The sequence below is a fragment of the Marinobacter sp. EhC06 genome, from assembly GCF_001650915.1.
In the GTDB taxonomy this organism is placed as follows: Bacteria; Pseudomonadota; Gammaproteobacteria; order Pseudomonadales; family Oleiphilaceae; genus Marinobacter.
In genome coordinates, this window is the sequence record NZ_LXYO01000001.1 from 358,334 (window position 1) to 381,395 (window position 23,062).

17 protein-coding genes are annotated in these 23,062 nt (G+C 56.9%); 12 read left to right on the forward strand and 5 right to left on the reverse strand.

The window, feature by feature from the left end:
- Window positions 1-146: 146 nt before the first annotated feature.
- From pilB to A8B84_RS01650, 12 genes are all read left to right on the forward strand, one after another.
- Window positions 147-1,820: a type IV-A pilus assembly ATPase PilB gene (gene pilB, locus A8B84_RS01595; RefSeq protein WP_064232327.1), complete on the forward strand. Its 1,674-nt coding sequence runs from the start codon at window positions 147-149 to the stop codon at window positions 1,818-1,820.
- A gap of 47 nt (window positions 1,821-1,867) precedes the next feature.
- Complete coding sequence (locus A8B84_RS01600) at window positions 1,868-3,088, forward strand: type II secretion system F family protein (RefSeq protein ID WP_064228717.1); 1,221 nt, start codon at window positions 1,868-1,870, stop codon at window positions 3,086-3,088.
- On the forward strand, window positions 3,088-3,963 hold the full coding sequence (locus tag A8B84_RS01605) for a prepilin peptidase (protein WP_064228716.1): 876 nt from the start codon (window positions 3,088-3,090) through the stop codon (window positions 3,961-3,963). The genes A8B84_RS01600 and A8B84_RS01605 overlap by 1 nt, the downstream gene beginning before the upstream one ends.
- Window positions 3,964-3,966: 3 nt before the next feature.
- The gene (coaE, locus tag A8B84_RS01610) at window positions 3,967-4,566 is read left to right on the forward strand and encodes a dephospho-CoA kinase (protein ID WP_064228715.1); all 600 of its coding nucleotides are present in this window, start codon (window positions 3,967-3,969) and stop codon (window positions 4,564-4,566) included.
- A complete protein-coding gene (locus A8B84_RS01615; RefSeq protein ID WP_064228997.1) occupies window positions 4,559-5,653 on the forward strand; it encodes a hypothetical protein in 1,095 nt (364 codons plus the stop codon). Before coaE ends, A8B84_RS01615 begins: the two co-directional genes overlap by 8 nt.
- Window positions 5,653-6,396 (forward strand): tRNA (N6-threonylcarbamoyladenosine(37)-N6)-methyltransferase TrmO, encoded by a 744-nt coding sequence (gene tsaA, locus A8B84_RS01620; protein ID WP_064228714.1) that lies wholly within the window; start codon window positions 5,653-5,655, stop codon window positions 6,394-6,396. Before A8B84_RS01615 ends, tsaA begins: the two co-directional genes overlap by 1 nt.
- A gap of 43 nt (window positions 6,397-6,439) precedes the next feature.
- Window positions 6,440-8,791 carry a hybrid sensor histidine kinase/response regulator gene (locus A8B84_RS01625; RefSeq protein WP_064228713.1) on the forward strand — a complete coding sequence of 784 codons (2,352 nt, stop codon included), beginning with the start codon at window positions 6,440-6,442 and terminating at the stop codon, window positions 8,789-8,791.
- A 62-nt stretch (window positions 8,792-8,853) separates the two neighbouring features.
- Window positions 8,854-9,042, forward strand: a complete 189-nt coding sequence (yacG, locus tag A8B84_RS01630) for a DNA gyrase inhibitor YacG (protein ID WP_008170214.1) — start codon at window positions 8,854-8,856, stop codon at window positions 9,040-9,042.
- Between the two features lie 112 nt (window positions 9,043-9,154).
- Complete coding sequence (locus A8B84_RS01635; RefSeq protein ID WP_064228712.1) at window positions 9,155-9,712, forward strand: YfaZ family outer membrane protein; 558 nt, start codon at window positions 9,155-9,157, stop codon at window positions 9,710-9,712.
- A 141-nt stretch (window positions 9,713-9,853) separates the two neighbouring features.
- Window positions 9,854-12,025 (forward strand): hypothetical protein, encoded by a 2,172-nt coding sequence (locus tag A8B84_RS01640; RefSeq protein ID WP_064228711.1) that lies wholly within the window; start codon window positions 9,854-9,856, stop codon window positions 12,023-12,025.
- 89 nt (window positions 12,026-12,114) lie between these two features.
- Window positions 12,115-13,050 (forward strand): glucosaminidase domain-containing protein, encoded by a 936-nt coding sequence (locus tag A8B84_RS01645; protein ID WP_064228710.1) that lies wholly within the window; start codon window positions 12,115-12,117, stop codon window positions 13,048-13,050.
- Between the two features lie 12 nt (window positions 13,051-13,062).
- Window positions 13,063-13,977 (forward strand): acyltransferase, encoded by a 915-nt coding sequence (locus A8B84_RS01650; protein WP_064228709.1) that lies wholly within the window; start codon window positions 13,063-13,065, stop codon window positions 13,975-13,977.
- Here A8B84_RS01650 and A8B84_RS01655 read toward each other — a convergent pair.
- The 5 genes from A8B84_RS01655 to zapE all read right to left on the reverse strand — a co-directional run bounded on the left by A8B84_RS01655 (window position 13,943) and on the right by zapE (window position 23,011).
- A complete protein-coding gene (locus A8B84_RS01655) occupies window positions 13,943-16,645 on the reverse strand; it encodes a LuxR C-terminal-related transcriptional regulator (protein ID WP_064228708.1) in 2,703 nt (900 codons plus the stop codon). The genes A8B84_RS01650 and A8B84_RS01655 overlap by 35 nt on opposite strands.
- Before the next feature lie 213 nt (window positions 16,646-16,858).
- Complete coding sequence (locus A8B84_RS01660) at window positions 16,859-18,220, reverse strand: DUF1329 domain-containing protein (protein ID WP_064228707.1); 1,362 nt, start codon at window positions 18,218-18,220, stop codon at window positions 16,859-16,861.
- A 34-nt stretch (window positions 18,221-18,254) separates the two neighbouring features.
- Window positions 18,255-20,120: a DUF1302 domain-containing protein gene (locus tag A8B84_RS01665; protein ID WP_064228706.1), complete on the reverse strand. Its 1,866-nt coding sequence runs from the start codon at window positions 20,118-20,120 to the stop codon at window positions 18,255-18,257.
- 575 nt (window positions 20,121-20,695) lie between these two features.
- Complete coding sequence (locus A8B84_RS01675) at window positions 20,696-21,880, reverse strand: thiolase family protein (protein ID WP_064228705.1); 1,185 nt, start codon at window positions 21,878-21,880, stop codon at window positions 20,696-20,698.
- A gap of 33 nt (window positions 21,881-21,913) precedes the next feature.
- Window positions 21,914-23,011, reverse strand: a complete 1,098-nt coding sequence (gene zapE, locus A8B84_RS01680) for a cell division protein ZapE (RefSeq protein ID WP_227512777.1) — start codon at window positions 23,009-23,011, stop codon at window positions 21,914-21,916.
- Window positions 23,012-23,062 lie beyond the last annotated feature (51 nt).

The following is a 23,062-nucleotide window of genomic DNA, read 5'->3' on the forward strand; positions in this document are numbered from 1 at the left end:
GAGAAGCGTTCGATTGATTCATTCCAGATAATCGTCACTCAATGAATACAGAAAGCGCCTTTCCAAACTAACACCAGACATCTAAACTCAGTGGCATTGACAAAACACCCGATTCAGCAACTTAGGCAGCTTTTTTTAATCGATTTATGTCTACCAACAAAACCAACGTGACTCTAACCGGGCTGGCCAGGCGCTTCGTAGATGATGGGCTTCTTGATGAAGCCACCGCCAAGGACGCATTTCTCCAGGCTTCGCAGAATCGTATTCCACTCATCACCTACCTTACCCAGAACAACCTGGCGGATAGCTCGAAGCTTGCTTTTTCCGCAGCGATGGAGTTCGGGGTTTCAGTACTGGACCTCTCGGCATTTACGCCGGAGATGATGCCGGACAAGGTGGTGGACGAAAAGCTGATCCGCAAACACAATGCGCTTCCCTTGTATAAACGAGGGAACCGACTGTTTATTGCGGTTTCGGACCCGACCAACATCCAGGCACTGGATGAGATCAAGTTTAATACCGGCCTTAGCACAGATGCCATTCTGGTAGACGACGCAAAATTGCGGGAGGCCATCGACAAGTATCTGGAATCCCATGACACGACGATGGGCGATCTTAACGATGCTGACCTTGAAGGGGTCGAAACGGAAGGTGGCGAGCAGGAAGATGACGATGGCGCCGTAACTGCCAGCGATGTCGATGACGCTCCAATCGTAAAATATGTGAACAAGATGTTGCTTGATGCCATTCGCGGTGGCGCGTCGGATATCCACTTTGAACCTTACGAGAAGATCTACCGCGTGCGCTACCGCACGGATGGCATTCTCAAGGAAGTTTCTCGACCCTCTATCAAGCTTGCACCGAAGATCTTTGCCCGCGTGAAGATTATGTCGCAGCTCGATATTTCCGAGCGTCGAGTGCCCCAGGATGGCCGCATCAAGATGAAGCTATCCAAAACCAAGGCCATCGATTTTCGGGTGAATACGCTCCCTACTTTGTGGGGTGAAAAGATCGTGCTTCGGATTCTGGACCCGAGCCAGGCAAAACTGGGCATCGACGTGCTCGGGTACGAGGAAGACCAGAAGAAACTCTATATGGATGCCCTAGCTCAACCCCAGGGCATGATTCTGGTAACGGGCCCTACCGGTTCTGGTAAGACCGTTTCCCTTTACACCGGCCTGAACATCCTGAATACGCCGGGCATCAATATTTCCACCGCGGAAGACCCGGCGGAAATAAACCTGGAGGGCATCAACCAGGTAAACGTGAACACCAGGGTCGGGCTAGGTTTCGCCGAGGCCCTGAGAGCCTTCCTACGCCAGGACCCCGATGTGATCATGGTGGGTGAGATTCGGGATCTCGAAACGGCCAATATTGCTATCGCGGCTGCGCAGACTGGCCACCTGGTTCTTTCAACCCTGCATACCAACAGTGCGGCCGAAACACTCACCCGGATGATGAACATGGGCGTGCCTTCGTTCAACATCGCAACCTCCGTAAGCCTGATTATTGCCCAGCGTCTGGGCCGGCGGCTCTGCAATTCCTGCAAGCAAGCCTTCGATGTTCCCAAAGACGTGCTTTTGGAGGAGGGGTTCACACAGGAACAAATTGATACAGGCTTCACGTTGTACCGCCCCAAGGGCTGTGATAAATGCAATGGAGGATATAAGGGCCGCGTTGGTATCTACGAGGTGGTCAAGATTACAGACGAGCTGGCGAACATGATTATGGAAGAAGCCAGCTCCATCAAAATTGCAAAGCAGGCTCAGGCAGAAGGCTTCCGCAACTTGCGACAGTCAGCACTCATGAAAGTGATCTAGGGCGTGACAAGCCTTGAGGAAGCCAATCGCGTGACGAAGGATTAAGCATGGCAGAGAAAGCACAAAAGCTGGAATCGTACATTTGGGAAGGCAAGGACCGTAAGGGTAATAAATCCAAAGGTGAACTCACCGGTTCTAACCTTGCGCTGGTGAAAGCGCAGCTGCGCAAGCAGGGCATTATTCCAGACAAGGTGAAGAAAAAGCCCAAGCCCTTGTTCGGCGGCAGCAAGAAAATCACTCCCTTCGATATTGCCATGCTCACCCGCCAACTGGCCACAATGATGAAAGCGGGTGTGCCGCTGGTTCAGAGTTTCGATATTGTTGCCGATGGCCTTGAGAACAAGGGCCTTCAAGAACTGGTGATGGGTATTCGGAATGACATTTCTTCAGGTACGAGCTTTGCCGGCGCGCTTCGCAAGTACCCGCGGCATTTCGATGATCTCTACTGCAACCTCGTCGATTCAGGTGAGAAGGCCGGTGCACTTGAGGCCATGCTGGACCGGATCGCAACCTACCTGGAAAAGACTGAAATTTTGAAGAAGAAAGTCAAAAAAGCAATGACTTACCCTGTGGCCATTATCGTGGTCGCGATCATTGTTACGGCGATTCTTCTTGTTAAAGTCGTTCCTCAGTTCGAGAGCCTATTCCAGGGCTTCGGGGCCGAACTACCTGTTTTCACACAGATGGTGGTTGGCTTATCTGAATGGATGCAAAGTTGGTGGTTTGTTGTTCTGCTTGGAATAGTGGGCACCATTTTCCTCTTCAAAGAAGCGAAACACCGCTCCAGAAAGTTTTCTGACCTGGTGGATAAATACGTTCTTAAACTTCCAGTTGTGGGCGAAATTCTCGACAAGGGTGCTGTTGCGAAATTTGGCCGAGTTCTTTCCACAACCTTTGCGGCCGGTGTGCCCTTGGTGGATGCTCTGGATTCTGTCGCCGGAGCTACCGGCAATGCGGTCTATCGCGACGCTATCGAGCGGATTAAGAATGATGTGGCCAGCGGCACACAACTGCAGGCATCCATGCGCCAACAGGATATCTTCCCGGTAATGGCTGTTCAGCTAACCGCTATCGGCGAGGAATCCGGTAATCTGGATGAGATGCTCGGCAAAGTGGCGGAACACTACGAGGCGGTAGTAGACGATATGGTCGATAACCTTACTGCCTTGATGGAGCCGATCATTATGTCGGTCTTGGGCGTGCTGGTAGGTGGTTTGATCATTGCCATGTACCTTCCGATCTTCCAGATGGGTCAGGTTGTGGGTTGATGCCGGCGCTAGACACATTCCTGACGACACCCTGGCTTCTTTACGTTTCCGTTATATTCTTCTCCCTCTGCATCGGCAGCTTCCTGAATGTTGTCATTCTGAGGCTGCCGAAAATGATGCACCAGGACTGGCGCTGCCAGTGCGAGGAATTCCTGGAGCTGCCTGAGAAGCAGCGTAAGGAAGAAGACCGGATTACGCTTTCCAAACCGGCTTCCACCTGCCCTTCTTGCGGCCATGGCATTCGGGCCTGGGAGAATATTCCTGTGGTCAGCTGGCTGGTTCTTCGGGGCAAATGCGCTTCGTGCAAGGCGCCTATCTCGCCCCGTTATCCGATCATTGAGGCCGTTACCGCGATTTTCTCGGTGGTGACCATTGCTTTCATCGGGCCGAACGAATCGGCGCTTTGGGCCCTTCTGCTGGTTTGGGCTCTGGTGGCCCTGACCGTGATTGATTTCGACACTCAGCTTCTGCCGGATAGCATCACCCTGCCCTTGATGTGGCTGGGCCTGGTGCTGAATTACTTTGGTGTGCTTACGGACTTCAACAGTGCTTTCTGGGGTGCAGTGGCCGGGTATCTTTCGTTGTGGTCTGTTTACTGGCTGTTCAAGCTGGTTACCGGCAAGGAAGGCATGGGGCACGGGGACTTCAAGTTGCTCGCCGCACTCGGCGCCTGGTTGGGGTGGCAGTTGTTGCCGGCGGTGATTCTGCTTTCCTCGTTGGTTGGGGCGGCTGTGGGTATCAGCCTGATGGTGTTCAAGAAGCATGGGCGCGAGGTGCCGATTCCGTTTGGGCCATATCTGGCGACTGCCGGGCTGCTCTGTTTGTGGTTCGGGACTGAGATTCAGGCGTTCTGGTACGGATTCCTGGGAGTCTGATTCATGAAGATTGCTGGCCTCACCGGCGGAATTGGTTCCGGAAAATCCACTGTGGCTCGCCTGTTCGGCGAACTTGGCGTGCACTGGGTGGATGCCGATGATGTTGCCCGTGAGGTGGTTGAGCCCGGTACGCCAGCGCTTGCTGAGATTGCAGAGCATTTTGGTGATGAGATTCTTACTTCCGAGGGTGCATTGGATCGTGCGCAGCTTCGCACAATTGTCTTTCAGGAGCCGGAAGAGCGAGTTTGGCTGGAGGCGCTGTTGCATCCGATCATCCGCGAGGAATTGATTCGGCAATTGAATCCGGAAAACTACCAGCTCCCCTATGTGCTTCTGGTCTCCCCTCTCCTCCTCGAGACCGATCAACACGAGCTGGTTGAACGCATTATCGTGATCGACGTGCCCAAGGACGTTCAACTTGAACGCACCATGGCTCGGGACACCAACTCCCAAGAGCAGGTTGAACGGATCATTGCGGCTCAGATGTCCCGTGAAGATCGGCTGGCGCGCGCCGATGAGGTGATTGATAATGACCGCCCTCTGGATGATGTAACGCGTCAGGTGCGGGAGCTGCATGAAAGGTTGCTGGTGGAATTTGGCTGACTGGTTTTTCCGCTATCGTTTTGCAGGTCTTGCGGCTGCACTCTTCCTGACACTCTCTTCCCCAACCCACAGCATCGAGCCGGTGTTTGAGGTTCGGGAGCGCTCTGTGGCTGAGATTCTGTCTCCGGCACAGCTCCCGATCGGCTTCTACACATTTGAGCCAGATGAATACTGGGCCGATCCGCGGGATTCCTACTGGCTCAAATTCAGCAACTGGGTACTGCGGCAGGAGCGCCTTCACGGGCAGAAGATCCAGTCGGTTGGCCAGTGGGCAGACCGGACGCTCTCTGGCAGCGCCCAGAGCCTCCCCAATAATGAGAGCTATCTGAGGGTTGGCTTTGCGACGGAATCCGAATATGGAGACCCGGCACAGTTTGAGCCGGAGGCGCGATTTCGGCTGGATATTCCCACCACCGAGCGAAAGCTACGGCTGGTTATTGAGAGTGAAAGCGAAGACCTGATTCCGCTCGGCGAGCGCCAGCGGGACCGGCAGCTTACCGAGCCGGAACGCTCCGATACGGAAGCCACGGGTGCGCTGCGGTACCTGACCCAGATTGGCGATGCCATCAATTTCTCCAACGACGTGGGTGTGCGCCTGCGGCTCCCTCCGGATGCCTTCTGGCGGGCAACGGCGGAGAAACGCTGGCGCCTGGACGACAAGTGGATCCTGAACGCTCAGCAGCGGTTCTATTATTTTCATCAGGACGGCTGGGGCGAGCGAACCTGGATTGGCGTTGGGCGCCCGGTTGGCAATGACTGGTATTTCCGCTCGTCTTCGGAACTGGAGTGGGTGCACAACGACAAGGAATTTGTGGCGGGCCAGATCTTCAGCATGCGTAAGCGCATGAATAACCGGCTGATCGTAACACCGAGGCTGGGCCTGCTGGGGGAAAGCAAACCTTCCTGGCGCACCACCTCCGCGTTCGCAGATCTTACGTTTCGCTACCGGCTGCACAGCAACTGGCTATACGCTGAGCTGATTCCCGCTCTGGAATTCCCCCGGGAGGAAAGTTTCAAAGACCGGGCTTCTGTGGTGTTCCGGGTGGAGATGTTTTTCTCCGGTACTATCGAGGATGATCGTTTGTAATGCCAAGACACCCCTCAAAGCCAGCGGCCGAGGCCCTTACCCTTACGCCGATTGCTATTACCCGCTCCTGCTTCCGGGACAAGTTCGGGGTGCCTCGCCAACCGGGGCTGACTCGTCACGCCCGCGCCGACCTGATCATCCAGCCACCGTTTGACCGGGAAGATGCGTTCCGGGGGCTGGAGACCGCCAGTCATCTGTGGCTGACTTTTCAGTTTCACGAGGCAGTGCGGGCGGAATGGCGGCCAGTGGTGCGTCCTCCCCGGCTGGGCGGCAACCGCAAGATGGGGGTGTTTGCCAGCCGCTCACCGTTTCGACCCAACAGTCTTGGTCTGTCGGTGGTGCGCAATGAGGGGCTGATTCGCAGAGATGGCGAGCTCATACTCCGCATCAGCGATCATGACCTGATCGAAGGCACACCGATCCTCGATATCAAACCCTACCTTCCCTTCGCCGATTCCGTGCCCGAGGCCACCCTGGGCTGGGCAGATTCTCCGCCCACGGAAAGGCTGGAGGTGGTTTTTCTGCCGGAAGCGGAGGCGCAGATCCGTCAGCTCTCATCGGAAGACTATCCGGAACTGCGCCCGCTGATCGAGGATGTGGTCGCTTACGATCCACGCCCCTCCTTTCGCAGAGGGCGGGAGGAAGAGCGCATTTACGGTGCGCATCTGTACGATCTGAACGTACGATTTCGATTCGTGAATGATCATTCACGGAAACGTGTCGAAGTGCTGACGGTCTGTTAAACTGCTTTTGGTGATTTTGTAGTCGACACAGGGAATTTGTGCCTTGCCTTCAAAACGGCTCTTCAAACGATTGGGAATACGGCCATTGGCGGCAAGGTTGCTCGCCTACGTATTGCTGTTCAGTCTGTTTCTGTCTCTGGTGGCAACCGGCGTTCAGCTGATCGGCGAATTCGAGCGGCGGAAGACTGATCTTCTGAACGACCAGACCCGAGCCGCGGAGCTGGTTTCCGGGAGTATGAGCAACAACATCTGGCTGATGAATTTCAGCGAGGTGGCCAACAGCCTAGATGATATGAAGGCGGTGCCGGCTGTCCAGTACGGTCGGGTGGTGACCAGCACTGGTGAAACATTCAGTACCGGCACCTACCCGGAGGGCCGGGTGCTTTCCCAGACTTTCCCCCTTGTGTTCGACCGTTCCAGCACCCGCAGCCCGGAGAACGTGGGTACACTAACGGTTACCTCCTCCATCGACCAGATATACACAGATCTGCGCAACCGTGCCCTGCTGAACCTGCTGTTCCAGTCCATCGTGGTCATGCTGGGCACCCTGGGGCTCCTGATAATCGTTCGTCTGACGCTATCCCGGCACCTGGAAGCCATGGCCGATTACGCCGCCCGTCTGAATCTGGACGCGCTGGTGGACCCGCTGAAACTCAAACGCAAAAGCCGGAAAACGCCGGACGAGCTTTCGGAGCTGGAGCAGGCCCTGAACAAGATGCGCCTGCAGATCCTTGAGGACACCCGTTCCCTGCGCCAGACCACGATTCAGTCCCAGGGTGAGCGGGACGAGGCGGTTCGGGCCAACCACGCGAAGAATCAGTTCCTGGCCAATGTCAGTCACGAGCTGCGCATTCCGCTGCAATCCGTGCTGGGTTACGCCAACCTGTTGACCGACACGCCCCTGGATCAGGAGCAGCGGGAGTATGTGCAGACGCTGCTGAGTGCCTCCGAAAGCCTTTCGGCCATCATCAACGACTTGCTGGATATTTCCAGCATGGAAGCCGGTAAGCTGATACTGGACGACATTCCCTTTGATCTTCGGGAAACCCTGAATGATCTGGTGCACATGCTTGGCGCCCGCGCCCGGGAAAAGGGGCTGGCGCTGGAGCTTCGAATTGACGAGAACCTGCCCTGGGCCCTGAAGGGCGACCCGGTGCGACTCCGGCAGATCCTGCTGAACCTCACCTCAAACGCCATCAAGTTTACCGATTCCGGCCATGTGCTGATCAGTATCGAGGTGCTGGGTCGCCGGGATGACAAGGCACGCCTTCGGATTGCCGTGGAAGATACCGGTGTGGGAATTAACCCGGAAGATGTTCCGCTGGTTTACGAGCCCTATGTGCAGCTTGGCCAGCAATTCCAGCGCCAGTTACCCGGTGCCGGCCTGGGCCTGACCATCTGCCGCCAGCTGGTTGGCCTGATGGACGGCTCTATGGATCTGGAAAGCCGCCCCGGCGAGGGCTCCACTTTCTGGATGGAGCTGACCCTGCCCGTGGCCCCGGAGAACGCAGCCCGGGTTCGGCCGGACACCCGGATGGTGAAGAATCGCAGGATTCTGGTGGTGGATTCCTATGAGCTGTCCCGCAAGATCACACTGGAAATGCTGTCCCGGCACGAGGTGCACATTGAGGCGGTGAAGTCCGCCGGCGAAGCACTGACGTCCCTGCGCACGGCGTTCGATGGCCAGCAGCCCTTCGACGCGATTATTCTGGACGGTTTCGTGCCGGATATGGACAGCGACCTGCTGTGCCGGCAGATCCGCAGCAATCCCCTGTGGTCGGATATGCGCCTGCTGATTCTGTCATCCAACCCGCAAAGGGGCGATGCCGAGCATTTCCGGCAGGCCGGCGCCGATGCCTTCCTGAGCAAATCGCTGCGGGAATCCTGCCTGACCCCCATTCTTAACCAGTTGTTTGCCGATGCCGCCAAGGATGAACGGCGTTTCCTGACCCGCTTCTCCCTGCAGGCAGTGAGCGACACGGCCCGACGCCGGGAACTTCCCTGCGGCCGCATGAAGGTGTTGCTGGTTGAAGACAATCCAGTTAACCGTACCCTGACTCGCCGACTGCTCGAGAAACTCGGCTGCGACGTGATGACCGCCAACGACGGCGAGGCCGCAGCCAGCCTGTGGCAGTGGCATCCATTCGACCTGGTGTTCATGGACTGTGTGATGCCCCGCGTGGATGGTTTTGAGGCCACCCGCCGCCTCCGGGAGTGGGAGAAAACCCACAACCGCGTTCGAATCCCCGTGGTCGCTTTGACCGCCAGCGCCATGGAAGAAGATGAGGAACGCTGCCGCCGGTGCGGTATGGATTCTTTCGTTGCCAAGCCTGTCAATATTGAAATGCTGCGGGCAGTACTGGAACAATATTGTCAGGCGTCTGCTGCCTCCTGAAAGCTGTTTGCTTGAATCAGGGCACAGACATCCAGACACGTTTCCAATACCCGAAGGCAACCATGAACGTTGAATGCCCAACCTGTAAAAAGTCCGTGGAATGGACCGAGACCAACCCCTGGCGCCCTTTCTGTTCCGAGCGCTGCAAACTGATCGACCTGGGGGCCTGGGCCAACGAGGAATACCGGGTACCCGCAGAGAACGCATCACCAGAGGATCTGGACCAGGGCGGCGAGACCACCCGGCACTGACCTGCGAAAAATGAAAGTTAACGGGGACTTACTGGCATTTAAGTTGAGTGGCCCGGTACACCCCGTTAACATACCGCCAATTCTGCTAAAAACGTAACAAAGGTGCACACATATGAAAGCGTCCCGGATTTCCCTGATGGTTCTCTCACTGGCTGCCGCGCCTGCTTTTGCAGGTGATGTCGACCTCAGCCTCACCAACGATTCGGTGAAGGGCCAGGTGAATTTCTTCAACACCAACAATGATGTCCAGCTTGGCACCGGTTACACCTATCACGAAGGTGGCCGCGACATCTTCAACGCGGATTTCCACGCCCAGGGCCGCACTGCTATCGGTAACCTGCCGACCACTGCCGGCATCGGTATGCGTGGCATCTTCTGGGATCAGAGCCGTGCCGACGGCGGAGCTCTGGGTCTCGGTGGTTTCGCCACCGTGAACATCCCGAATGTGCCCGGCCTGTCCTTTACCGGTGGCCTGCACTACGCGCCGAGCATTCTCTCGTTTGGTGATTCCGACGATATGACCAGCCTGGAACTGCGTGGCAGCTATCGCGTTATCCGCAACGCCGAGCTCTTTGCCGGCTACCGTTATCTGAACACCGATATCGAGAACTCCTCACGAGACGTCAACCTTGATGAAGGCGTTATGGCGGGCATGAAGATTTTCTTCTGATTCCCGGCCTTTCCGAAACGGGCCTCGTCTTGTAGGCCCGTTTCCCGTTCTCTCCATAACCCTTTCGTGCTTTTCCTCACGCTTTCCCGAGAATCCGACTGTTAGACTGTTTGCCTGTATTTTCTGCACGGATGGCCAGGCATGCGTTTCTCACTCGGTTTATTGCTCTCCTCAACTCTGTTGCTCACCGCCGGATGCGGAAGTGGCGAAGACGCCATTGAGGGCGCGGCCAGCCAGCCCAACGACTTCGCTGGAAACAAGAATCCGGTCGATGATTTCAGCTCCGGTAGTACCGGCGATTCCAACAACGCCGGTGGCCTTGCCAGCAATGAAGTCCGGGTGACCATGGAAGTTCCGGGTGGTGTCACCAGCGAGGGCGAGCCTACCCGCCGCAACCTGAGAATCGTACAGCCGGACAGGGTGAGTGTTTACTACACCAACCAGGCCCTGTCTGTGCTTGATGAACCCGCGATTTCCACCCGCACCGACAGCGAAGGCTTCACCATTATCGAATTCACCAACGGTCTGCCCCTGGGGCCGGATGTGATTATTGATGCCAGTTACGGCAATACCCGCATGCGTGCCCTGGCCGCCGATGCCGACCGGGATGTTAAAGTGAACCCATTCTCCGAGTATCTGGTGCGCAACACTCTCAGCAGCTACACGGCAGGTGAGTTCCAGACCATTATGGATTGCGTTGCCGATGAGGGTGGCGAGCTGTGCCTGAACAAGTATGTCTGGTCTACCCTGGCCGATCAGGTGCACGACTTTGAAATTGATATTCCTTCGAATGTTGGCCTGGGCGGTGCCCTGGATGTTCTGGAAAGCCGGGGAGACTTCGCCCGGTACGTGAGCGCCATGGCCGATTACGCGGTGCTGGACGAGACCTCCTCGGGCAAGATCAGCGCCAGTTCCGCGGACTACAACTCGGTATTCCTGGGCATTGAGCTGGGGCAGACGTTTCTGGAGCCTTCCATCAGTGGGTCGGGACAATGGGGCGTTCGCACCGCACAGGAAGAGGTGCTTACGGACGTTAACGGCACCGGCTATGTTTACCCGGCCCTGACGCTCACCAGTTTCGATGCATTCAATATCCGCGTTACGTCTCTGGCAAACGATATCCCTTACGACCGGGAAGCCCTGATTCATCAGGAGGGTAACAATTTCTTCGTGCGTGGCTCCGAAGACTGGGAACGCAACACCCACTCATCCTCACCCGGGGCGGCCACATTACTGGAAGATACCCGCTTGCTGGCCGGCCGGGCGCTGTTCCAGAGCATTACCGGCCGTGGCAGCTCGAAAATCATTGGCTGGACCCGCAATCCCTACTACCTGGATGCCTTCACCAGCGCTCCCGTGGATGAAACCACGGGCCCGGACCGGGTAATCAGCGGCTATTTCAGTGCTGGCAAGGCTATCGAGCTGGAAGCTGACGGCGACCAGTTGCGGCGGCTGGCTACTCTGGAAGACCAGTATCTGTCGGTTCTTGAAATCAATCTGCTCCGGAAGGAAGGCTTCGACGCGGACGCCCTGAGTGGGCGCGAATACAACACCCTGTACCTCGGAACCCGGTTCAGCAGCGAGACAACGCCCCTGGCCATCGAAGCAGGCGTGGGCCAGTGGCAGGTTAATGGCAGCACGGTCAGCCAATCCCAGAGCTTTACAACGGTGCAACGCGGTAACTCAGGCAATGTCACCACGGACCCCACCGGCACCCGAACAGAATCCTGGACCCTGAGCAACCGAACTTCGCGGCTCAGCAAAGGCGATGTGGATATTGGCCGGCTGAACCTGGACATCACCACCGCCTCCGGTGATTTCTCGCAACCAGACATCGGTGTAGGCGCCAGCACACCAGACGGCACCCTGATGGCGTTCAATCTGGACGACAGCCCCCTGGGTGACGGGCTTTTGATCGCGGCAGAGCAAACCGGCAACAGTGCACCCGCCACAGGTCAGTTCCGGCTTCAGGGCATAGCCTTCGCCCTGTCACCGGATACAAACCGCATCCGGCATTTTGACAATGCGTTGCTGACCATTGATTCCTCCAGTGCCGCGACGCTTTCACCAGTCGCCCTGACCAGTACCCATTCCGTCGCCAACGAGACGGTTACAAAGCCGGCTCTTGAGAACCTGCCGGACATCGCCCTGACCTACAGTCAGTCCGGCGATGGCCAGGTGCAGTTCACCGCCGGGAACCTTGTACTGGAGGGCTTTCATACCGACAGCCAGGATCAGTTCTACCTGCGCTTCCGAACCACCGAAGGCAACGAGGAGCAGATCGGCCTGGTCATTGCGACCCGCCTGCCCTGACCGCAGAACCAGTGGACAAAACCCAACAGGCAGACGCTCTCGTATAACCTGTTATAATTCTTGCCATATCGACTTTAACGAGAGGTTTTATGTCTGCGGGTAAACGGGCAGTCATGCTGATGATTCCCCTGATTGCGTTTGCGATCGGGGGTGGTTTCTATACGCCACAGGCGAACGTTGACCAGGGCAATTCTGATAACTCTGGATCCGAACCTGCATTATCCTCCCTGCCACCGCTGCCCCATTGGGCCAATGACGATCTGCCCGACTTCTCACAGTACCGGGACACCACCGAGAAAAAAGCCGCGTTCTTCTCGTTTCTATACCCAAGGATTGTGCTGGCTAATTCCCGGATTCTGATTGAACGCGACTACCTGGACAGCCTTGCTGACAAGGACAAGCTGACCAGCAAGGAATACAACTGGCTGGCCCAGCAATCCGAACGGTTAAGGGTGGACGCCGAGCCTGGCAGCGACGAGCAGTTTGCGCTTTTACGCAAGCGCCTGGACGTAATTCCTCCGTCCCTGATCCTGGCCCAGGCTGCCAACGAATCCGCGTGGGGCACCTCCCGGTTTGCGACAAAAGGCAACAATCTGTTCGGCCAGTGGTGTTTTTCCAAAGGCTGCGGGCTGGTCCCCCTCAGTCGTGCCGATGGCGCCAGCCATGAAGTGGCGAAGTTCTCTTCACCTTACCGGTCGGTTCGGGCCTATATCCAGAATCTGAACCGCCACCCCACCTACCAGCTGTTGCGGGACGTTCGGCTAAAAGACCGCCGTAACAATGCCCCTTTGTCCGGCCTGGAACTTGCTGAAGGCCTGCTCGGCTATTCCGAACGGGGCGAAGAATATATAGAAGAGATCCGGGCAATGATTCATTACAACAACCTGGAATTCTATGACGACGATTTCCGCAACGTGGTCCGTAACCTGGAGCCGGGCAGCCTTGAGCAACTGGCCTCCACGGAAGCGGCAACCGGCTTGTTGCCCCGCCAATCATCACTGACTACCAACCCGGCTGAAGGTTAGAGACCCTACCCCATGCTCGATTTTCTTCCCGCGCCGCTGAAGGGGACTTTGGCGGCCCTGCTTATCCTGTGTAACACGTTGGTGCTGTTTCCTGTTCTTCTGGTATTCGCCCTGCTTAAACTCGTGCTGCCGATTACCGCCATTCGCAAGGGCTGCACGGTGATCCTGAACAACATCGCGTGGGTCTGGATCGGATTCAACAACCTGCTGATGGATCTTCTGCACAAGGTCGACTGGGATGTGCGTGGGGTTGAAGACCTCAGCCGGGAGCACTGGTATTTCGTCACCTGCAACCACCAGAGCTGGGCTGACATTCCCGCCATTCAGTATGTGCTCAACAGCCGGATCCCCCTGCTGAAGTTCTTTCTGAAGAAACAGTTGATCTGGGTGCCGTTTCTAGGGGTTGCCTGGTGGGCACTGGACTTTCCCTTCATGCATCGCCACACCAAGGAACAGATTGCCAAACGCCCTGAGCTCAAGGGCAAGGATGTGGCGGCCACCCAGGCAGCCTGCGAAAAGTTTCGCTACACCCCGGTGACGATCTTTAATTTTATGGAAGGCACCCGCTTTACACCAGAGAAGCATGACCGCCAGAACTCACCCTACCGGCACCTGTTAAAACCAAGAGCAGGTGGCACCGCGTTTGTGCTGGGCGCTATGGGCGAGATGATCCATACCATGCTGGATGTCACCATTGTGTACCCGGACGGCCGCGCGGGCTTCTGGGATTACCTGTGTGGGCGGATTCGGAGGATTATTATTGAGGTGCGTACGCGCGAAATTCCCGCCGAGTTTTTGGGGATGGATTACGAAAACAACCGGGAGACCCGGGTCGCGTTTCAACGCTGGGTAAGTGAGATCTGGGCCGAGAAGGATGCGCGGATTGATGAGCTTAAAGCAGCCCCAGCTCCCGGGCCCGGACAATAGCCTGAGTGCGGGATTTCACTTCCAGCTTGGCATTGATCCGACGAGCGTGGGTTTTCACCGTGTGAAGGGAAATGTGCAGTTTGTCGGCAATTTCCTGGTTTGACAGCCCTTTGGCAATCAATTCAAGCACGCCCTGCTCCCGCTCGCTGATCGGTTCCGCCAGGGTGTCAGCACCGGCTGCACCGACCCGCAACTCGAACAGCTCGCCCAATGCCTCCTTGAAAGCACTCTCCGGCAACTGGCCAAAGCCTTTTGCCATCAGTTCCTGCAGCTCACTGCGCAGCTCCCGGAAGGGACTGATGAAGTGCTCTGCCCCCGCCTCGGTAACCACGGTGGACAGGATCTTCACGGCAACCACCGGCCCCTTTTCATCCAGAACGATCACCGCCTCCAGCAGGCGCATGTGCAACTCCACGCCCCAGGGAATGGCTCCTTCGTAACGCTCCCGGATTCCCTGAAGGGTTTCCCTGGCTTTAATAAGGTCACCGCGAGCCAGGTCGACCCGCACCTGAAGGCAATCCAGAAGCCCCGGCATCATCGGGAACAGCTCTGGCACGCAGCCAGCCTCCCTATACGGGGCCAGCTTACGAACTGCCTGATGGGCACTGTCGATCTGGTTCTGGGATAGCCAGCAATTGGCTTTCAGGGCCTCAAGCACGGGTACGAACAACGATTCGTCAACCTGCCAGGAATGCATGGTACGTTCCGCCCGGCCAATCCATACAAAGGCATCTTCAAGCCGGCCCTGGGCACGGCACATCAACACGCGGATTGTCATTGCCAATAGCAGACCCAGATCGCGGGTCTGTTCGGCATGGCGCCCGCAGGTAACCAGCAACCGGTCGGCCTCGGCTTCCCGGCCCTGGTGCCAGAGCACCAGCACCAGATTCAACTGCAGCCGGGTTTCACCAATTCGGGCGGGGCGAGAGAGCTCCTGCATGGCAGTATCGAGGCCGGTGCGTAACAACTGCTCTGCGTGTTTCAGGGCGCCTTTGCCCAGTTCGATCCGGGCATGGGCGTAAACCGCCAGGGCTTCTGAACCGGAATCCCCTGCTTCCCTGGCAAGTCTCGAGGCTGCGCGATTCGCTTCCCGCGCTTCCTGGAACCGACCCGCTGCACACAGGGCACTGGAGCGTACCATCTGGGTCACCAACTGGCCCTGAGTACTGAGCTCGCCTTCGGCCAGGGCCCGATCCGCCATTTCCAGGGCCGGGCCAACACTGCCCTCACCCCGCAAGATGAAAGCTTTCAGAGCACAGATCCGTGCGGCCTGCTCTTTCTGGTCAGGCTCAGGCAGACCATCAATCAGGGCTCGGGCCTGGCGGAACTGGCCGCCGATCGCATGAACCCAGCTGTAGACGATTCTGAGACGCACGCTCCGTTCCAGCAGCTGTGCCGGCAGACTCTTGCGAAGGCGCAGGAGTGACGCGGTATCCTGCCCCAACAACAAAGCCTCTGACCCTTCAGAAGCAATGCGGATAACTTCCTCGGCATCGCCAGCCAATAGCGCGTATTTGAGTGCTTCCGGGAACTGGTCGCGAACGCCAAACCACCGACTCGCCTGCAGCATTCGCTCCGAATAACCAGCCATTACCGGTGACTTCAGCCATTCCTGCAACAAAGGGTTAATACGGTACCAGCGCCCACGGCCCGGCATGGACTTCAGCGGGAGCCCCCGCTCAACCGCCTGAGAGGGAACGAAACCGGTTTCTGGGAGGAGAGGCTCAAGCGCCAGGAACAATTCATCGGAACAAAGCTCAAGTTCGGCAATGCCGCGCATGGAACGCATCTGGCCCGGTGTCAGGTTGCCTAGGACCGATTCCTTGAGAAAGCGTTCAACGCTTGGTGTTTCCTGAATCGGTTTCCTTTCAATATTCTGGTAGACCTCTCGGCGATATAGCGCTAACGGCGTCGCCCAGCCCTCAGTCATGTCATAGAGATTATCGACAGCAACACTGGTGAGTTCGCTGTTTGCCGTGGCCGATCTGAAAAACTCGAAGGTTTCCGAACGGGAGAACTCGAGCGTTTCTGGCCCTATGCGGATGAACCGATTTTCCAGCTCGAGACTGTGTGTTTCGAAAGGCAGTGCCTTGCGCGAAATCAGTACAATGGATGAGCCTGCCGGAAAATCAGTAACCAGTTGCTGAAGCAGATCCACAACAGCAGGGTTGCTGAGGTTCTGGAGGTTGTCCAGCACCAGTACCCGTGGCTGACCGGAAGTTTTGCGGGCCAGCGCAACTTGCATCATCGACAGGGTATCCGAGAAGGTCGCGCCACTCTGCAAGCCCTGTTCAGGGGTTTCTGGCAGGTCCAGGGCGATGGCAAGCAAGGTCAGAAAGCGGGAGGGCGCATTATCTTGGGAGTTAAGGGCAACCCACCGAACCTGATCAGCGGTCATGTCTGCGCTGCCCAAGGCATTGACCACGGCGTGGGATTTTCCGTAGCCACAGGGCCCTTCTACAAAAAGCACGCTCCTGGAGGTCAGTGCTTCAGAAATCCTGCCATTGAGCCTGGGCCGGGCCAGTGAATCCGACGGAACCGGGGGGATCTGAATTCGCTGCCTGAGCAGATCCCTGACCAGCTCACCTCGCTGAAGACCACTATTCGCCGACTGAAATTCATCGTTGGCTGCACAGCCATCATTGAATGGTTTCACGCACTGCCCCATTTAACTCCGGCCTGTACTGCCTTGAAACGCCGGAAAAGTGGATCTCGCTAACTCTTTTTATCGACGACCAACATCGGGTACGCCTTTAGTATGATAGGAAGGTTAAACCAATTGAGGGGTGGGCTGCAAAATTTTGACGTGAAAGGGTTTTCTCAGGTGTAAAAAAAACGGCGGGCCCAGGGGCCCGCCGTTTTAGAGTCTTCTGAAGAACGCTTACCGGGTACCTGCGCGGCGCAGTGCGGCCGGCGTGTAATCCCTGGAGCGACGCTCAACGCCGAACTCGTACGGGTTCTCTTCTTCGTTGGTCAGACCAAGCGCGAGGTAGCGGCCAGAGAGCAGATCGTACAGAGTCTCAATGGCGTACCAGGGCACGTTCTGATCATAGAACTGCATGTTGTGGGCTTCGGCAACGCGCCAGAGCTCGCCACGACCGTCATAGTGATCAATGACGGATGCCTGCCAGGAGTCTTCATCAATGTAGAAGTCACGCTGTGCGTAGATGTGACGGGCGCCTTCTTTCAGGGTTGCCCGCACGTGCCATACACGGTGCAGCTCGTAGCGGGTGTAGTCCTGATTGATGTGACCAGCCTTGATGATCTGGTCATAGCTCAGGCTGCGATCGGTCAGCTTGTAGGAGTTGTACGGAATGTACATTTCCTTTTTGCCGACCAGCTCCCAGTTGTAGCGGTCAGGAGCACCGTTGAACATGTCGAAGTTGTCCGAGGTACGCATGCCATCAGACGCGGTACCTGGTCCGTCGTAAGCAACCTGCGGTGCGCGACGAACACGACGCTGACCGGCGTTGTATACCCACGCACGACGTGGCTCAGCAACCTGGTCGATGGTCTCGTGTACCAGCAGGACGTTACCTGCCAGACGTGCTGGCGCGGTGATGGCCTGCTTGAAGTAGAACAGTACGTTCGGATCCATTCCCGGCTCGTAGTCTGCCAGGTAAGTACGCCAGGTCAGCTCGTCCTGGAACTTCACTACCGAGAAGTCACCGCCCTCGGTCGGGGTTACCTGGCCAACGTTACGCTGCACCGAACCGCCGCGGTAGCGGGTAATATGGTTCCAGATCGCTTCCAGACCGTTCTGGGGAATCGGGAACGGAGTGGCGGACTGATAGTTGCCGAGACCGTTACCATCCTTGATCAGCTCAACCGTGGTTGCGTTCTCGACGGTCTGCTCCATCACCTCTTCAGGGTAAGCGGCAGTACGATGGGTTTCGTACACCGGCATGAAGTAGTCGTCGTATCGCTCAATCATGGCAACCTGACCCGGGGACAGGTTGTCTTTGTATTGCTCGACGTTGCTCTGATCAATGGTGAACTTAGGCTGCTCATCCGCGAACGGATTTACATAGATACCATCACCCTTGTAGCCGGGAGGCGGCGTTGTCAGACCACCGGTCCAGGCAGGAATGGCGCCACCGTTACCGGCTTTTTCTGCACCCATCGGTGTCAGCGAGTTTCCCAGCTTGGCCGCTTCTTCAGCAGAAACCGCACCCCAGGCCTGGCTGGCAAACATGCTTGCTGCCAGAACGCCTGTGGCCAGTAGTTTCTTGTTCAGTTTCATTTAAATTCCCTCGTTCAACGAATTCTTTCCGGGTTCAGAATGAGTATGAAACGCTAGCACTCACGAAATCGCGGTCAGTCAACTCGTTATACGGCTTGCCGCCGAAAAAGTTTGTGTAACCGATCTCACCGGTAATCTTGTTCTGGTAAACCGCTTCCAGCGACAGACCAATGGCCTTGCTGCCTTCATTGAAAGCACCACCCGGCTGCGGGCTGTAACCCTGCACGTCGTGGCTCCACGCCAGTTGCGGTGAGAGGTTCACGCCGGCGAGCGCGTTCGGATAACTCCATACCAGCCGGGTACGGTAACCCCAGGAGAAGTCAGTTGTGAAGCCTTCATTGTTACAGTAGTTGGTGTTGATGTTCAAAGCCGCTCCGGTTGAGCCACTGCCATCACAGGCGCCACCTGGCAACTGGCCGATACCAAAGGTGCCGGACCTGCCGTAACGGGCTGTATCATAATCCGGAAGATCATGAACGTAAGTTGCACCAAACTCGGTAATCAGAGAGAGACGGCTTGCGCCCATCACCTGATCGAAGAACTTAATCAGTGTGAACTGGGCCTGAGATACGCCGTACTCATCCCAACCTCTTACGGCTTCACCGTTGAGCGACGCACCACCAGCTTCCGCTTCGCGGATAACCTGCAGCTGACTTGCCGGAAGTCCGGTCTCGGGGTTCAGGACCTCGTTACCACCATAGAGGAGTTCGAAAGCATTCCATTGCAGGGGCATCTTGTCACGGTAAGAGTATTCTGCACCCAGCGACCAGCCACCCGGAGTGGTGGTGTTGATGCTCACACCGTACAGGTTGATATTTTCCGGGTACTCAATGAAGTACAGAGGCAGGTTCTGGCCATTGGCGGGATCCCGCACAATACCACTTACATATGGCAGGCGACTGTTGTACTTGATGTAGTAGAAGCCAAGTTCTGAATCGTTCAGCTGCGGCACGTACCAGCGCAAAGCAACACCGAACTGGTCTTTGGAATCCGCCTCACGATCGCCTACACGATCCGATACCAGGCCCTGGGCGAGCGCCTGGGAATCCGGCAACTGTCCAGCGAGAAGGACCGGGCCACAGCCATCAGGGGCGAAATCGTTGGTCGAGAAGAAAGTGCCACAATCGTCTGGACGGATAGGCTCCCAATCAGCCTGAACAAAGGTCTCTACCGTCACGTTCTCGGTAACACCTGCAGACATGTAGAACATTTCAACCGGCAGCAGAGCGTCTTTCAGCTCGGAGCCCGGTGCGCGGAACGCGGGGACGTCTACGGGGTTGATGACGTTAATGCCACCCTGAATAAAGGTACTTTCACCCCAGCTTACTACCTGCTTGCCGTAGCGAAGGCTCACAGGGACGTTACCAAAATACCAATCAGAGAAGATGTAGGCGTCAAGAATCTCACCACCGGACGCATTGTCCTTGGCCTCGGGGTTCAGCTCGCGCTGTTGGCCAACGTAATCTACGGCCCTGCTCTCGTCTTTGAGTTCGAAGTCGTACCAGTAACGACCACGCAGAAGACCGCCGACCCGGGTCAGATAGGGGTTATCGACGTAATAATTGAGGTAAAGTTCACTGTTACCTTTGACGATCTTGGAGTAGGTGTCTCCGCTCTCGAAGTTGAGGTTACCGTCGTCGTAGTTGTTCGTGGAGGCGCCAATATTTTCCAGCGCTCCGCCCGGCGTGTACTCAGGACCGAGGTTACCCTGGGCGATCAGTCGCTTGTCCCGATCTTCAACTCGCCAACCTGCGCCCGCAGACAGCGTGGTATTGAACTGGGCTTCCACATCTCCCACATAGAACGAATAGGCGGTTGCCTGACCGGACATGCCGGCTGCAACTGCCACGGCCAGCGGTAATTTGGTCCAACGCTGCCATTGATGTGTTTTTCTTGTCATTGGAAGGCTACTCCATTGTTGTTCTGAGTCGCTGCTCTGATTATTGGTGTTCACGATGTATTGGAGGCTTCATGCACAGTGCTCGTGATGTTGGCACTATAGCTAACGCCTTCGGGCGCTTTGATCAGTCAAAAGTATGATTTTGCTCTCACACCTCTATTACCGCCGCTTGCTGCCGGGTTTCTTCGCACAGAATCACTATAGACAACAAATTTGGATGCAACCACTTTGGTTTTGGTGGTTTTTTTCGGCGGCTGTTAGTTGCGAGGAGCGCCAAGGAGGCGATGATTCCTCCGAGAACCGCTACAAGCACATCCATGTGCGCTTGGCGTCGGCCATCCATGGCCGCCGACATTCTCGGAGGAACCTTCGCCACCTCGGCGCTGGGCTTTGGAGTTCGCTATTAACCCATGCCGGGAAAAAAGATTGTATGGCACGACTACCCGGAGGTTTGCCTGGCGGGGGCGGGAGCCCTTCACGAAACTGTCGGCAGCAGGGATGCTGCCGTCAAGCTTACAGGGACGTATTTACAGCGTGTTTCGGGAAGGGCTCCCGCCCCTGCCAAACTCCCGAGCTTAGAGCATCTCGATAGCCATGGCAGTAGCTTCGCCGCCACCGATGCAGAGAGCTGCGATGCCTTTCTTTTTGCCGTAACGCTGGAGGGCGTACATGAGGGTTACCAGCAGGCGGGAGCCGGTGGAACCGACTGGGTGACCCTGGGCGCAGGCGCCGCCATGGATGTTGACCTTCTCGGGGTCGAGACCGAGTTCGCGGATGGGCATCATGGCGACCATGGCGAAGGCTTCGTTGATCTCGAAGAGGTCTACGTCGTCTTTGCTCCAGCCTGTTTTGCCGAACAGGGTTTCGATGGCGCCAACCGGGGCGCAGGTGAACTCGGAAGGATGCTGGGACTGGGTGCTGTGGCCAACAATCCGGGCCAGCGGCTTGAGGCCGCGCTTTTCGGCTTCGGACTCGCGCATCAGGAGCAGCGCAGACGCGCCGTCTGAGATTGATGAGGCGTTGGCAGCTGTGACGGTGCCGTCTTTGGCAAAGGCCGGGCGCAGGCTCGGGATCTTGTCGATGTTGGCGTTGTGAGGCTGCTCGTCGTCTTCAACAACCACTTCGCCTTTACGGCTTTTCACGGTTACCGGGATGATTTCGTCTTTCAGCAGGCCTTCCTCGATGGCTTTCTTGGCCCGCGTGAGGGAAGTGATGGCGTACTCGTCCATTTCTTCCCGGGTGTAGCCTTTCTTGTCGGCCATTTCCTGGGCGAAGGCGCCCATCAGGCGACCGGTTTCGGCGTCTTCCAGACCATCCAGGAACATGTGATCCTGGGGCGCCTGGCCCGGGCCCATGCGGTAGCCGCTGCGGACGCCCTGCAGGATATAGGGGGCATTGGACATGCTCTCCATACCGCCAGCAACCATGATGTCGTTGCTGCCGGCTTTGATCAGGTCGTGGGCGAACATGGCGGCTTTCATGCCGGAGCCGCAGAGTTTGTTGATCGTGGTGGCGCCGGTGTGATCCGGAAGACCGGCCTTACGCATGGCCTGGCGTGCCGGGCCCTGCTTGAGGCCGGCGGGCAGAACGTTGCCCATGATGACTTCTTGCACATCCGCAGGCTGCAGGCCGGCGCGTTTCACGGCTTCAGCAATGGTAAGGGCGCCCAGGTCGGTGGCGCTGACGCTGGCCAGGCTACCCTGAAATCCGCCCATGGGGGTGCGTACACCGCTTACGATGACGACGTTGTCTGTGCTCATTTCTGAATCTCTCTGTTGGTTGTCTGGTAGTTTTTATGGTTTATGCGGCGCTTCAAGGTATTCCCGGGACTGCATTTCGAGCAGGCGGGATTCGGTGCGCTCGAACTCGAAGCCGAGGCGCCCCCCGGTGTAGAGCTCGGTGATAGGTGCCGCGGCCGAGATAATGACTTTGACGTTGCGGTCGTAGAATTCGTCAATCATGTTAATGAATCGGCGAGCCTGGTCGTCTTTCTCTTTGCCCAGAACAGGCACATTGCTGACGATAATGGCGTGAAACTGCCGGGCCATTTCGATGTAATCGTTCTGGCTCCGGGGGCCGTCGCAGACGTCTTTGAAATCAAACCAGACCACGTCGTCTGCGTGGGCCTGAGCAGGAATTTTGCGGCCGTTGATTTCCATGGTTTTGCTGTGTTTACCGGCCTCAACTGCGAGGGCATCGAAGCTTTTGCGAAGGCTGACATCCGCCTCTTCATCCAGTGGCGAGTGAAAGAGCTCCGCCTGCTCCAGGGTTCTCAACCGGTAGTCTACCCCGCCATCCACATTGACCACGTCGGTGTGCTTTTTGACCAGTTCGATAGCCGGGAGGAAACGGGCGCGCTGGAGGCCATCCTTGTAAAGACCATCCGGGACGATGTTGGAGGTACACACCAGGGTGACGCCGCGGCTGAACAAACCGTCCATGAGGGTGGCGAGGATCATGGCGTCGCCAATGTCGGACACGAAGAACTCGTCGAAACAGATAACCCGGGTTTCGTCGGCAAATTTCTTCGATACCAGCTCCAGGGGATTTTTCTCGCCCTTGAGCGATTTGAGCTCGCTGTGTACCCGCTGCATGAAGCGGTGGAAGTGAACCCGCATCTTGCGATCAAAGGGCAGCGACTCGTAGAAGGTGTCCATAAGGTAGGTTTTCCCCCGGCCGACCCCGCCCCAGAAATACAGGCCCTTGACCGGCTCTTCCTTGCCTTTCTTGAGCTTGCGGAAAAGTTTGGCCTTGGGCTTGCTACGATCCCTTTCGGCGTCCACCAGTTTGTCGTACAGTGACTGAAGGCGCTTGACCGCATCTTCCTGGGCCGAGTCCTTCTGGAAATCCGGGCGTTCAAGATCCTTCTGGTAACGTTGCCAAGGGGTCATGGTCGCACTGGTTTCGGAGGACATCGCAGCTGTCATCAAGGTATTCCCGGA